Source organism: Sinorhizobium sp. Y406 (assembly GCF_058732025.1).
The window spans coordinates 795,841-809,294 of record NZ_CM178975.1 but is presented as its reverse complement, the minus strand read 5'-3'; the positions used below and the strand labels follow the sequence as shown (position 1 = coordinate 809,294).

The following is a 13,454-nucleotide window of genomic DNA, read 5'->3' as shown; positions in this document are numbered from 1 at the left end:
GGATGCCTCAGCCTACCCGACGCACGGTCTCGAGAAAGTGCTGCGCATCGAAATGGCTCTTCGTCACATAGGCGCTGGCACCGAGCTTCAGGCCGTGCAGCCTGTCTTCCGGCGTTTCGCGGCCGGTGAAGAGCACGATCGGCACGGCTGAAAGCCGTTCGGAACCCCTGATGGCCTCGGTCAGTTCGAACCCATCCATATTGGGCATGTCCACATCGGCCACCACGATGTCGGCGCCGCGATCGCTAAGGTGCGCCAGGGCTTCCGATCCGCTTGCCGCCATCGCCACCTCATATCCCGCTCCATCGAGAATGAGTCGGACGAGCGATCGGATATATTTCGAATCGTCGACGACCAGCACTTTACGGCGCATTGTCCGGTTCGCCGGCTGCGGGAATGTATCTGGCGCCGCAGTCCTTTCCACCGCGGCCTCGATCAGCAGGGCCGTGTTGAGGAGCAGCGCGACTTGACCATCCGGCAGGATCATGCCGCCACAATAGCGGCGAACATTTCTCAGGCGAGCCCCGAGCGAGCGCGCAAGCAGTTCCTGTTCCCCCGCGACCTCGTCCACGAGAACGGCAGCCTGCCGGCCTCCCGTTCCGATAATCACGGCTGGCACCGACGCCTTCGCTGATATAGCGGCCGTCGGCCGCAATCCAAGCCAGCCGGCGAGGTCGATCACCGGGAGTTTCCCGTCCCTGGTCGTGGCGACGACCCGTTCCTCCTCCACCGCAATTTCGTGTGAAGCAAGCCTTATGACGCGCTCGACGGAGGAGCTGTCGATCGTGAAGACGTGACCTGACGCCACCACTTCAAGTGCGCGCACGGTGGCGAGCGTCAGGGGCAGGGTGAGCGTAAATGCCGTTCCAGCTTCTGCGGGACGTGCCACGGTCGCGGTGCCGCGCATTCCCTCGACGGCGCTTCTGACGATGTCGAGCCCGATGCCGCGGCCCGAGAGTTTGGTGACCCTGGGTGCCGTGGATATGCCGGGCTTGAAAACGTGCTGAAGGAGTTGCCCTTCGCCGTTCGGTCCATGCGACTCCGTGTCACCAACAAGCTTGTGCAGTGCTGCCGGATCGAGGCCGCGGCCGTCGTCCTCGACGACCACCTGAACCCGGTCTCCCGTGACCGTTGCCGAGACGGTCACGAGACCCTGTTCCGGCTTTCCGGCTGCCCTTCGCTCCGCCGCCGGCTCGATGCCGTGGGCGATGGCATTGCGGACCAGGTGCCGGAGCGAATCCTGCAGGCCGGCCAAGATCGAACGGTCAATCTCGATGTCTCCGCCTCTGACTTCCAGCCGTGCCGCCTTGCCGGTCGCCGCCGCCACGTCTCTGATGACGCGCGTCAACCCCTGGCAGGCTTCCGCAAAGGGCTGGGTGCGTGCGTGCCGCACCTCCTGGCCAAGCGCGACGAGGGCGCCGTGCATTAGCCGCGCATCCCGGCGCATCGAAGCAGTAAGCGCGCGCAGGCCGCTTTCAATGCTTGCAGCTTCCCGTTCGGGACGGGCCTTGTGAGCGCGGAGCCTTCTTGCCGTTTCTCTCAGAAGAGACGCCTGCTCGGCATGCCGGCGCATGGCCACATTCCAAGACAAGAGTTCGCCGCTCCTGTGAAGCAGGGCGTCCAGCCGCTCGGCGGAGACGCGCATCGAGCCATCCAAGTCGGTCGAGCGGATCGGAACGGCAAGCTCCGCCCGAGACACTGACGGCGCCGCCTGCCGATCCATGTCGTCATCGGCAGGCGGCAATGTTGTTCCCAAATCGAGAACATCGCTCTCCAACTGTTCGGTCGCGGGCTTTTCGCCGCGGGCCAATTGCCGTGCGGCTTCCGCAATGGCGTCCGCGGCCTTGAGAAGCTGATCGAGTTGGCGCGGATTGAGCGAGCGGTCCTCGTTCCCGGCGGTGGCGAGCACTTCCTCCATCCAGTGGCAGATCGTTTCGACACCGCGCACCTGCACGAGGCCAGCGGCGCCCTTGAGGCTGTGAACGGTCCTTAGAAGCCTCTCCTGCAGGGCGCGCTTGTCGCTTGGCTCGGTGGCTTCCTCAATGCCGATCAGCATCCGTTCGATGTCGGCGGCACGTTCCCGCACCTCCTGCGTGAACAATTCCAACAACTGACGGTCGAGTTCTTCGGGTTTCATCATCTGAAATTGCCATGATCCGCGAGCATGTGCTTCAATCTGGACCCAAGCTCGTTCAAGTCCTTTGCAGCTTCTTCCGCCTGGCGAATGGCCGAGAGGTTCTGGCTACTCGCCTGGTCGATGTAGTGCATTGCGTCGTGTATCTGCTTCATGCCCGCTTTCTGCTGGCCGGCCGAGGCGGCGATCTGCGCCACCGAGCGGGCGGAATCGGCGATGATCGACTCGAGCTGCCGGATCGTATCGCCGGCCTCGCGCACGGTATCGAGCGCACGGCTGACGCTTTTCGTTCCTTCCTCGGCGCCGACTACGGCGGCATTGGTCGACTTCTGGATCTCGGTCAGAATCCGCCGAACGCGCGTGGTCGCGGACTTGGACTGGTCAGCAAGCGCCCGGATTTCGCTCGCGACCACGTTGAACCCCCTGCCGTGTTCGCCGGCACGCGACGCTTCGATTGCCGCGTTGAGGGCAAGAAGATTGGTCTGGTCGGCGATCTCGGCCACGACCGAGACGATCTCACCGATTTCGAGACTGTTTTCAGCGAGCGAAAGAATGTCGCCGGCAATCGCTTCCGTCCGGGCGTTCACCGTATTCATCATGGTGACCGTGTCGTCGAGCGCCTTGCGGCCCTCACTGCTGACGGTCACGGCCGTTTCATAGGAGGCCGACACCTGCTGTGCCCGCTGCGCCGCCTGCTCCGCCGTTTGAAGCACGTCATCGACACTTGCGACGGTTTCGGCCACGGCGGAAGATTGCTCGCGCATGCCTTCCACCTGCTGCGTCGTTCCGGCCAGGATCTCGGCCGCCGAGGAGGAAAGGTGCTGCGCGGTCTCGGAAATGGTGGCGAGCAGCTCCTCCAGCCTCTCCCGGTCGTCACGCTCATTTTCGATCATGCCCGACAGCTTGCTCGTTACGTGGTTGAAGGAGAGACCCAGGATCGCCAATTCGTCGCGGCCCTCATAGGCAGCTCGTCGCTCGAGGTCTCCGGCGCTCACTTTCCTGGCGACCTCCACCAGCGCACTGGTCCGGCGGGCGAAGTGCCGCAGCACGGTGAGGACGAGGAGCAGCAAGATCACGGCCAATCCCGACAAGACGAACTGCAGCAACTGCGATTTCTGCAGCCGGGTCGTCGCGGCGTCTTCGATCGAGTCTATCTTTTCGTTGACAGCGGCCGAGTAGGTTCGGATCTGCCGGTCGAGGTCGTCGAGTGCCGCCGGGCCGGGCGGGGTCCGGTCAATCGCACGCTCGATTGCGGGGCGCACTTCCTCTGCCCAACGCTGCTGAAGCTGCTTCAATTCGGCGAGGGCTTGCCGGTCGGCCTCGGCGGCAATTCCCAGGGAAAATTCCCCGGCGACCAATCGCGCGAGCATCCGTTCATTACGCTGCAACAGGTCGCGAAGCTCGGCGACGGTAGCCGCGCGATCCGGGCCTTCTGCAGTCGCCAGGCGGCTCACTAGATAGAGCATCTGATAGAAAGCGCGTTCCCTGCTGAGCGACGCCGTTGCGGAAAGATCCCTGCGCACCCTCTCCAGGGCGAAATAGCTCGAGCCGACCAGAAAGGCGGAGACCGCCACAAACATCAGCATGGCAAGACCCAGCTTGCCGTAAAGGCTTCGCGTCCAGGAAATGCTCATGGCGCGTCGTCCTCCGCCTCGGGGTTGGCTTGATCGTCGCAAGGAAAAAGCCGGCGATCGTCGAAGAGAAGCGAAGCGTCGATCACCACGGTCCCATCCGTCGCCTGCGCCAAAGCGAGTTCCATCGCCTCCGTCTTGGCGGGCGCAAGCGTTTCCGGAGCGACTTCTTCCAACTCCGGCATGGTCTCGGCCACAACCAAGAATTCGGCCTGCTCCCTGCCGCAGACCAACGCCCAAGCCATATCCCTCGGCTGTATGGGCGAAAGGCCGAATAGATCGGATAAATCGAACACCGGAAGCAATTGTCCGCGCAGGTCGTAAACGCCGCTAACATGGGGCGGCAATCCCGGAAGCGGGCTCAGGCGCCCGATCGGGACGACCTCGCAGGTATAGTGCACATCAAGTGCGAGGCGGCGGCCCGACAGCACGAAAGTGGCGACTTTCAGCACCCGCGACGGACCACCATTCGGCGCCCCGTCTGAAACGCGTGCGGGGGGAAACGGTACCTCGCGGTCGGCCCCAGGGCTGGCAGAGTCGAGAAGTGCCTCCGTCTGCGCGATGGCTGTGGCTATGCGCCGCTTCACATCCTCCCAATCGATCATGCGGGGGTTGGAGAGTACGGGGGCCGTCATCGGCGTGCTTCCTTGGAGTACCGCGTTTCATAACCGGCTTCGCGAGCAACGTGCATGGGCTTTCGGTAAACGAGACCGGCACCGGTCGTCGCGGTTTGAAAGGAGGCGTACCTCCAGAGCGGGGGATCGGTCGGAGCCGTCAGCAGCCATCCACCCTCGGCGAGGCAGGTGAACAATTCCTCCGCAACCCGCATGAGGTCGGCGGCGTCGAGATAGACGAGCACATTGCGGCACAGGATGAGATCGAAGCCGGCCAACCCGCGATCGGGCGCAGGCAGCCTGTCGAAGCCGAGGTTCACTTGGGTGAAGCGGACGCTGCGTGCCACATCCGGCCTGAGCCGGTATCGGTCGCCGCGCTGCAGGAAATAGCGGCGCTTCAGATATTCGCCCATTTCCCGGAACGACCACTCGCCGTATTCCGCTTCGGCAGCTTCTGCGAGCGCCTTCATCGATATGTCAGAGGCCGATATCCGCACCGGGTGCCCATCCTCCGCGCAGAGAATGGCGAGCGAATAGGGCTCTTCTCCGCTTGCACAGCCAGCGCTCCAGATCCGCGCTGGCGCGCTCGCTCGCGGCCGGCACAAATGCGGGAGAATCGTGTGGCGCAGCAATTCGAACTGCTTCGAATCGCGGAAGAAATGCGTTTCCCGTACGGTGACTTCGTCGAGAACCTCCTCCCGCAGCGCGTCATCGGCTGCAATGCGATCCCGCAGACGATGTGGGTCGGTGATGCCGTGCCGGCTCATGACCCGCTGGACCGCTGCAACGAGGGCGGGACTGCGTGACGTTGCGACGCTGAGGCGCATTTGGCGTGCGATTTCCGCGGCGACGACATCGCTGATGAATGCGTCGATGGTGCCTTGCGGGCGGACGCTCCGGGCTGCTTCGGGGGCTGACCGGGCCTCACTGATTCTCGTTCCGCCTCGCTGCATTTCCGACTCACATCGATTTTCGTTGCTACCTAACTACGTCGTCACATTCATTCAGGCCATTCGACCACATGGCCGGCAAAGGTCTATCCGGATGGTCTACCGCCCCTCGGCCACTGGTAGCAGCCGGGCACCGGCCGCGGCGGCCTCCTGGCGGTTTCTTACCCGCAGGCTGCGAAAGAGCGCCGCCATGTGGATCTTCACGGTTCCTTCGCCCAGGCGAAGCTTGCGGGCGATCTCCTTGTTCGACAGCCCGTCGACGAGCAGGAAAAGCACCTCCCGTTGCCGCGGCGTCAGGAATTCCATTGCCCGTTTTGGGGGGATCTCCAGCGGGGCGGTGGCTGGTGCCGCAGGCTCAGGCTCAGGCTCTGCCGGGCTGCTTGGCCGGCCGGCAAGCGAAGGAGGGACATAGATTGCGCCATTCAGGATCGTGCGCAGCGCGGCGGCGAGCTCCTGCGCACCAAGGCTCTTCGGCACGTAGCCGTGAATGCCGGCCGCCAAAGCGGTCAGAATGTCACTTCGGCGCGAGGAGGCCGAGACGACTGCCACCTTAATGTCCGGGCGAACCTCGCGCACCGCTCCCAGGTTGGCGGCGCTCTCCATACCGGGCATGGTGAGATCGAAGAGCGCGACGGAACAGTCGTCCCGATCCGCAAGCCGTTCGATTGCTTCATCGAGAGAACCGGTCTCCACGACCTCGGCAAAACCGAGCTTATTCTTCAGGATCGCCGAGAGGGCTATTCTGAAGAACTCGTCGTCATCTGCAATAAGTGCGATGCCATGCGAGTTCATCGATGCTCTCCCCCATGGTCGGGCAGTGTTCGGCGATAGCGGCAGGCGGTCGGTCCTGCGACAAAAGCTGCACGATACATCGCAACCAACGAACGTCCCATCGGGTCAACTCCCTAGTCAATAGTCGCAGCCGCCAAAGGCCTATGGCGGCGGCGATTGCCGGATCAACTCCATGATTTCCGAGGCTGACAGCGGTAGCGCAAACAGAAAGCCCTGGGCCTCGTCGAATCCCTCCGAGCTGACGATGTTGAGCTGATCCTCTGTCTCGATCCCTTCGACCGTGGTGGTGATTCCGAGGCTATGGCCCAGCCCGGCAACCGCCTTGACGATTGCAAGCGATTCCTTGCCCCGCGGCAGGTCATGGATGAAGGAGCGGTCGACCTTGATCTTGTCGAAGGGGAAGCTGCGCAAATAGCCGAGTGACGAATAGCCGGTACCGAAATCGTCCATGGCAATCTTGACGCCCAAGTTGCGCAATTCCTGGAGAAGCTCGAGATTGTGCTCGCTCTCGTCGAGCAACACGGTTTCGGTGATCTCGATCTGCAGGCGAGCGGGATCGATGCCTGCGGACTTGATTGCCGTCGCGACCGCCCCCACCAGCCTCTTGCTTTTGAATTGGACGGGCGAAAGATTGACGGCGATGGCGACGTCCGCCGGCCAGCCGGCTGCATCGCGGCAGGCTTGCTGCAGGGCCCATTCCCCGATAGGCACGATCAGCCCCGTCTCTTCTGCGATGGGGATGAAATGATCCGGCGCCACCAGGCCCCGCTCCGGGCTGCGCCAGCGCAGCAGAGCCTCGCAGCAGCTGACTTTCTTCGAGTGCAGGCTGATCAGCGGCTGATAATGAAGCTCCAGCTCGCCGCGGCTCAGCGCCTCACGCAGGGCCAGCTTCATCTGCTGGTGGGCGTGCAATTGCGCACCCATCGTCGCCTCGAACTGCCGATAGGTGCCGCGCCCAGCTGCCTTGGCGCTGTAGAGCGCAATGTCGGCGGCTTTTATGAGTTCGTCGGCCGTCGTCCCGTCCTCTGGAGTCGTGGCGATGCCGACGCTTGCACCAACTGCAACGTTGATATTGTCGATGGTGAAGGGCTCGCTGAGTGCCTGGATCACACGCTCCGCAAGAATCGATGGCGCGTCGGCTTTTGGCGACAAGGGTCGGATGATGGCGAATTCATCGCCGCCCAGTCTTGCGACCGTATCGCTCTCCGCGACTATCTGGGCGAGCCGCGCGGACACCTGACGCAACAGCGCATCACCGGCGGGATGACCGAGCGTGTCGTTGACCAGTTTGAACCCGTCCAGGTCCAGGCAGAGAACGGCAATCCTCCTCTTGCCGCGGCCGGGATCGAGCGCCCTGTCGAAGCACTCGCGGAAGGACAGGCGATTGGGCAGCCCGGTCAGCATGTCGTGTCTGGCCATATGCGCGATCTGCTTGTGCGCCAGCAAGCGGTCTTCTTCCGTACGCCGGCGTTCAGTGATGTCGCGGAAGAATATGGAGATGCCGTCCTGGGTCGGCGAGGCGTTGACCTCGATCCAGATGTCGAGCGACGGCAGATAGTCTTCGAAGGCGGCGGGTTTGCGCAGTTTCATGACCTTTCGGCAGCTCTTCGCGAACACGCCCTTACGCTCGCGTGGAAATAGCCGCCACAGAGGCAGGTCCAAAGCGTTGTCGTCGAGCCGAAGCAGGCGCTTGGCGTTCTCATTGAGATAGCGCAGCCGCCAGAGTTCATCGACCAGGATGACACTATCCATCGTGCTTTCGAGCACCGCCGACAGCCGGTTCGCGGCGGCCTCGGCCGCGTCGCGGGCGGCCTGCAGGTCAGCGCTTGCCCGTTTCGCATCGGTGATGTCGCGCCAGATGGAGAGCATACGGAACGGTTTGCCCTGGGCATTGAGCACCGGCGTGGCGTTGACGTCCATGGAGTGCTCTCTTCCCTGGACATCGCGAACGATTATCTCGAATCGCGCGCTTTGCCCTTGCCGCACCGCCTCGAAGCCAGCCTGCACCTTTGGCGCGTCCTCCGGCAAGCCGATAGAGCGCCACGTCTGATCTTCGATGCAGGCGTCCTCGGAAATGCCGAAGAGCTCGCGTCCCGCCCTGTTCATCATCAGCGGCCGGCCGTCGAGGTCGAGCACGCGCACACAATCGACGCTGCTGTCGATGATGCTTTTGATGAATGCCTCTGACTCCCGCTGCGCGATCTCGGCGGCGCGCCGCTCGCTGATGTCGAGGGCGGAGCCAACATAACCGAGAAAGCGTCCGTCGGAGGAAAAGCGCGGCTGCCCCACATCGAGGATCCAGGCCCAACTGCCGTCGGCGCGCCTTAGGCGATACTCGGTCCGGACCGGCGCGCGCGTAGTACCGGCACTGAAAAATGCAGTCTCCACCGCCTGTCTGTCATCCGGGTGAATCACGTCGACCCAGCCGAAACCCAGGGCCTCCTCTTCACTCTGGCCGGTGGTCTCCAGCCACAGGCGACTGAAGAAGCTTGTGTGACCTGTCCTGTCCGCCACCCAGATCATCACCGGTGCGTTGTCGGCGATCGCCCGAAAGCGCGCCTCGCTTTCCTTGAGCGCATCCGTCGCGCGACGCCGATCATCGACGTCCTCGAGAATGCCATACCAACGTAAGATGCTTCCCGCCGCGTCCCGCCGGGCAGCGGCCCGTGCACGGAACCAGCGATAGTCACCGGTTGCCATCTGTACGCGGTATTCCACGTCGAGCGGCTCGCCTGTCGAGAGGGCGTGCTGCCATTGCCGATCGACGCTGCCGGCGTCATCGGGACAAAGCGCCTTCATCCAGCCGCTGCCGAGCGTTTCGTCTTCGGGAATTCCAGTCAGTTCGGCCCATCGTGGCCCGACCTCCAGGATGTTGCCATCCGGATCGGCCGTCCAGGGGATCTGCGGATGAAGATCGATGACGGCGCGGTGGTGCTCTTCCTTTGTCCGCAGCACCTGTTGTGTGTTGCGCAACTCGCTGACATCGGAAAGGGAGGTGACCAGGAACGTCTCGCTGAAACCCGCGGGGTCTTTCAGCACGAGGCGCCGCTTGGTCATCAGCAGCACACTTTCGCGACCATCGGCAGATACGTGTTGTTCCTCGCAACTGCGCTCCCTGCCCGTAGCAAGCACGGCCTGGTCGAGCGCCCGCAGGCGATCGGCCCGTTCTTTCGGCCAGATGTCGCCATCGGTGCACCCGATGAGTTCGTCCCTTGGCCGGCCGAGCAGGGCGCAGGCGCCAAGATTGACGAACAGGATTCGCAAGGCGCTGTCTTTGACCACCAGAGGCGACGGGACCCCGTCGAGCACCTGCGCGAGGGCCGTTGAGAAACCTTCCTTTTTTTGACCGGCCAAAAGAACGTTCATTGTTCTCCTCTGATCCACGGGGCTGACCTCACAATGACCGGCTGGGCCGGGAGTCTCTCCTCTGGATCGGCTAAGGCGTGTCGCACTCCAAGGGTCGTGCGACACGGATCGGCCTCTTGCACGCAATTAAGCGTGCACAGACCAGAAATTGTATTCGATTTTCCTCCGCCGTAAACAACGAACAGCGGTATTGCTCTGTTCCGTGCATCCATAGGGCGAAATCTAGCCTAAACCGAGACGGGCGTGATGACCCCGCTGCAATATTGCAGTGTATATGTTGACAATTATAGTCATGTTATTTTACACCCCGCTCGCACCAACGACATTCGCTCCTGCCGGGGCCGTCAAATGGTCTTGGTCAATGGGATACAGGGGATGTGCATGGAACTGCGTGTCGGACTGCTGGCTGTTCTGCTAGCGAGCGTAAGCCGCGCCGCGTTGGCACAAGATGCAACGGTGTTGGAGCGTCTGGAGGTGAAGGCGGGCACCTCGACTGCGACAATAGGTACTGAGCCGGAAGACTACGCGGGGGGCCAAGTGGCGCGCGGCGGTCGCCTGGGTCTGCTCGGCAACCGCGATTTTATGGATACGCCGTTTAACATCACGAGCTACACGGCAGAGACGATCGAAAACCAGAACGCGACAACCGTGGCCGACGTCCTCGCCAACGACCCCTCGGTGAGAAGCACGCACGCCTCCGGCGGTATGCTGGACTCATTTTACATCCGCGGCTTCCCTTTGAACGAGGGGAACTTCGGCGAAGTCGCCTTCGATGGCGTCTTCGGTGTTGCACCGACCTACCGCCTGTTTACGGACTACATCGAGCGCGTCGAGGTGCTCAAGGGACCGACGGCGCTCCTCTACGGCATCTCGCCGAATAGCAGCGTCGGTGGCACCATCAACATCGTGCCGAAGCGCGCGTCGGACGTCGATCTGACCCGTGTCACGGCCGATTATGCTTCGGATCTTTATGGCGGCGGACATGTCGACGTCAGTCGCCGGTTCGGCGATGAGCGCCAATTCGGCGTTCGCTTCAACGGCAGTTATCACGGCGGCGATACGGCAATCGACAATCAGTCACTTGACGTGACGGTCGGCGCTCTTGCGCTCGACTATGAGGGAGAAGACTTCAGAGCAACGCTGGACGTCATCGGTCAGCGGCAGGACATCGATGCCCCGCATCGCCCCTTCTTCCCCGATAGCAGCAGCTTTAATATTCCCGATGCGCCGGACGGCCGGTCCAACGTCCAGGAGCCGTGGGAATGGGCGAGGACGGACGACCTGTCGTGGCTCGGCCGCGTCGAATACGACGTGAGCGACGCCGTCACTGTGTTCGCAGCCGTCGGCGGCGGCGAGTCGCGCGTCGAGCGGCTCTTCGGCACACCACTGCTTCTCAACTCCGCAGGCGATGTCAGCGTCACGCCGCAAAATTTCATTTTCGATGTCGACCGGCTGACGGCCGAGACCGGTGTACGCGCCGAGTTCGAGACGGCCGCTGTTGATCATTCGGTTACGTTCCAGGTCAGTGGACTGCAGCAGCGCCTTGCCCGCGGCTCGAACTCAGGAACCGCGCAGCTAACCAATATCTACGACCCGCTTCCCCGCCCCAAGCAGGATGTGCCGCAGCCGACGCATGTACCAAGACTCTCGGAAAACGTCTTCTACGGCTTCGCGCTTTCCGACACCATGTCGGTGCTCGATGAACGCGTGCAGCTGACCCTGGGCGGGCGCTGGCAGCACATTGATACTGAAAATTACAACACCACGGCCGGTGCGGTTTCTTCGTCTTCCGACGAGAGTGCCTTGACACCACTCGCCGGCATCGTCGTGAAGCCGTGGGAGAATGTCGCGTTTTACGCCAACTACGTCGAGGGCCTGAGCGTCGGCGACACCGCTCCGTCGACGGCTGTCAATTCGGGCGAAACGCTCGCGCCTTACCGATCCAGGCAGTACGAGATCGGCACGAAGGTCGATCTCGGGCGAGTGGCGGTCACTGTCAGCGCCTTTCAGATCGAGAAGCCCTTCGGCGTGCTTGAAGCGCGCGGCACTGATCTCGTCTTCGTCGAAGGCGGCGAGCAACGCCACCGCGGCGTGGAGTTGAACGTCTTCGGCGAAGTGACCCCCGCGATCCGAGTACTCGGAGGAGTGACCTTCATTCACGGCGAGATCACGAAAACAAGCGTCGACACAGAACGCGGCAATACCCCTATCGGCGTGCCCGCGCTGCAGGTCAATCTGGGGGCGGAGTGGGACACGCCCTTCTTGCCCGGCCTGACGCTCACCGGCAATGTCATTCACACGGACGAGCAATTCGTCAACACGGCAAATACCCAGGAAATCCCCTCCTGGACGCGACTTGACCTCGGCGCCCGCTACCTGACCGAAATCCACGAGAGGCCGATCACCTTCCGCGCCGACGTAGAGAACGTCTTCGACCTCGACTACTGGTCCGGCGTTGCAAGCTTCGGCACGCTGTCGCAGGGTGCGCCGCTCACTGTCAAGGTTTCCATGACGACCGACTTCTGATGGCAAGGTGCGTGTCGACGCCCCAGTGACGACCTGTCTCGGTGACATTCATGAAGGCGCTGGCCAAAGGCCGGCGCTTTCTGCCGCTTGGCAGCAATAACAAGCTCACCCATCGGATCGAGGCCAGCAGCGAACTGATAAGAGAATGCGAAGGCGAGGCTCTCGGTTTGAGAGCCTCGCCCGCTGACGACTACTGGTTCCGTTTGTTGAACTATCCCCAATCCGGCTTGAGCTCCGCCATCGCCGGTTCGCCCCGTGGCTACCCGTCAATCCGCACTGCCGGTGAGGCTGACGGCATAGCCGTGCCGATAGGGAATGGGCAGGAAACGGCGGTGATACTCCGCAAATGTCGCGTCCGGATCGAGATCGGCAAACAGCTCCGGGTGAAACCATTTCGCCAGCTGCTGGACGGCAAAGAACTCGTAGGGGCTGTTGTAGAACTGGTGCCAGATGCCGTGGAAGTTCCGCGCCTTTTGGGCCGCGATGTCGATGTAGGCGCTGCGGCTGGTGAACCATTCGAGCTTTTCGCGGGTCACCTTTGGATCGGCGCCGGGGCCGAGCGGGATCCAATGTCCACCGGGCACATAGGCCTCCCAGTCGGCGCTGGTGACGACGACATGTTCCGGATTGGCGGCGATCACCTGTTCGGGATTGAGCTGTCCGAAGGTCGTGGGAAGAATATCGCTGCCGATATTGTGGCCACCGGCAAGCTCGACATATTTGCCGAAGTTTTCCGCGCCGAAGGAAAGGCAGCAATCATCGGCATAGCCGCCGATCCGCTCGATGAATACTCGGGGGCGCTCCGGTTTCGCCCGGGCGATAATTTCGATGACGCGCGCCATCGCCTCGCGACGGAACGCGATGATCTCTTCCGCGCGCGCCTCGCGCCCCATGATCTTGCCGAGCAGGCGAATGGTCGGCTCGGTGTTCTTCAGCGGATAGTGGCGGAAGTCGATGTAGAGAACCGGAATATTCAGCTCAGCCAGCTTCTCGACATATTTGGCATCCTCGTTGGCGCGCATGGCCTCGAGATCGAGGAGGACTACATCGGGCTTCTGGACGATGGTCGATTCGATGTCGATCAGTCCGTTCTCCTTGCCTGCGAAGGCAGGAACTTCTGCCAATTTGGGATAGGCCTCAAGATACTGCTGATAGGTGGCAGGGTCCGCCTCGATCAGGTCGTTGCGCCAGGCGACGACGTGCGCCAGTGGATCGTCCGGCTCGAGCGAGGCAATGAGGTAGAGCTGCCGGCCCTCTCCGAGAAGAATGCGCTTGACGGGCGCCTTCACGCTCACCTGCCGGCCGGCAATGTCGGTGACGGTGATCGGTGCTTGCGGGGGTGTTGTCTGTTCGCCGGCAAAGACGTTTGCCAGGCCGAAGATCATCAAGACAAGAGCTGTCAACATGGCACGCGCCAGCAAACAATGTTTCGACACAATAT

8 protein-coding genes are annotated in these 13,454 nt (G+C 62.5%); 1 reads left to right on the top strand and 7 read right to left on the bottom strand.

Annotated features, from left to right (window positions below; genetic code table 11):
* Window positions 1-7: 7 nt before the first annotated feature.
* From AC4P1R_RS20665 to AC4P1R_RS20640, 6 genes are all read right to left on the bottom strand, one after another.
* Entirely contained in the window at window positions 8-2,140 is a 2,133-nt protein-coding gene (locus tag AC4P1R_RS20665) for a hybrid sensor histidine kinase/response regulator (protein WP_492178584.1), read from the bottom strand.
* The gene (locus tag AC4P1R_RS20660; RefSeq protein ID WP_225191445.1) at window positions 2,137-3,768 is read right to left on the bottom strand and encodes a methyl-accepting chemotaxis protein; all 1,632 of its coding nucleotides are present in this window, start codon (window positions 3,766-3,768) and stop codon (window positions 2,137-2,139) included. The genes AC4P1R_RS20665 and AC4P1R_RS20660 overlap by 4 nt, the downstream gene beginning before the upstream one ends.
* On the bottom strand, window positions 3,765-4,400 hold the full coding sequence (locus AC4P1R_RS20655; RefSeq protein WP_492178582.1) for a chemotaxis protein CheW: 636 nt from the start codon (window positions 4,398-4,400) through the stop codon (window positions 3,765-3,767). The genes AC4P1R_RS20660 and AC4P1R_RS20655 overlap by 4 nt, the downstream gene beginning before the upstream one ends.
* Complete coding sequence (locus tag AC4P1R_RS20650) at window positions 4,397-5,206, bottom strand: CheR family methyltransferase (protein WP_492178580.1); 810 nt, start codon at window positions 5,204-5,206, stop codon at window positions 4,397-4,399. The genes AC4P1R_RS20655 and AC4P1R_RS20650 overlap by 4 nt, the downstream gene beginning before the upstream one ends.
* 222 nt (window positions 5,207-5,428) lie before the next feature.
* On the bottom strand, window positions 5,429-6,121 hold the full coding sequence (locus tag AC4P1R_RS20645) for a response regulator (protein ID WP_492178578.1): 693 nt from the start codon (window positions 6,119-6,121) through the stop codon (window positions 5,429-5,431).
* A gap of 141 nt (window positions 6,122-6,262) precedes the next feature.
* A complete protein-coding gene (locus tag AC4P1R_RS20640; protein WP_492178576.1) occupies window positions 6,263-9,487 on the bottom strand; it encodes a sensor domain-containing protein in 3,225 nt (1,074 codons plus the stop codon).
* A gap of 381 nt (window positions 9,488-9,868) precedes the next feature.
* Here AC4P1R_RS20640 and AC4P1R_RS20635 point away from each other — a divergent pair, with 381 nt between their 5' ends.
* The gene (locus AC4P1R_RS20635; RefSeq protein ID WP_492178803.1) at window positions 9,869-12,013 is read left to right on the top strand and encodes a TonB-dependent receptor; all 2,145 of its coding nucleotides are present in this window, start codon (window positions 9,869-9,871) and stop codon (window positions 12,011-12,013) included.
* Between the two features lie 266 nt (window positions 12,014-12,279).
* On the opposite strand, the gene AC4P1R_RS20630 is transcribed toward AC4P1R_RS20635, so the two are convergent.
* The gene (locus AC4P1R_RS20630; protein ID WP_492178801.1) at window positions 12,280-13,398 is read right to left on the bottom strand and encodes an ABC transporter substrate-binding protein; all 1,119 of its coding nucleotides are present in this window, start codon (window positions 13,396-13,398) and stop codon (window positions 12,280-12,282) included.
* Window positions 13,399-13,454 lie beyond the last annotated feature (56 nt).

Coding starts and splice junctions, on each gene's coding strand:
- AC4P1R_RS20665 (WP_492178584.1), bottom strand. CDS start 2,140: ATGATGAAACCCGAAGAACTCGACCGTCAGTTGTTGGAATTGTTCACG.
- AC4P1R_RS20660 (WP_225191445.1), bottom strand. CDS start 3,768: ATGAGCATTTCCTGGACGCGAAGCCTTTACGGCAAGCTGGGTCTTGCC.
- AC4P1R_RS20655 (WP_492178582.1), bottom strand. CDS start 4,400: ATGACGGCCCCCGTACTCTCCAACCCCCGCATGATCGATTGGGAGGAT.
- AC4P1R_RS20650 (WP_492178580.1), bottom strand. CDS start 5,206: ATGCGCCTCAGCGTCGCAACGTCACGCAGTCCCGCCCTCGTTGCAGCG.
- AC4P1R_RS20645 (WP_492178578.1), bottom strand. CDS start 6,121: ATGAACTCGCATGGCATCGCACTTATTGCAGATGACGACGAGTTCTTC.
- AC4P1R_RS20640 (WP_492178576.1), bottom strand. CDS start 9,487: ATGAACGTTCTTTTGGCCGGTCAAAAAAAGGAAGGTTTCTCAACGGCC.
- AC4P1R_RS20635 (WP_492178803.1), top strand. CDS start 9,869: ATGGAACTGCGTGTCGGACTGCTGGCTGTTCTGCTAGCGAGCGTAAGC.
- AC4P1R_RS20630 (WP_492178801.1), bottom strand. CDS start 13,398: ATGATCTTCGGCCTGGCAAACGTCTTTGCCGGCGAACAGACAACACCC.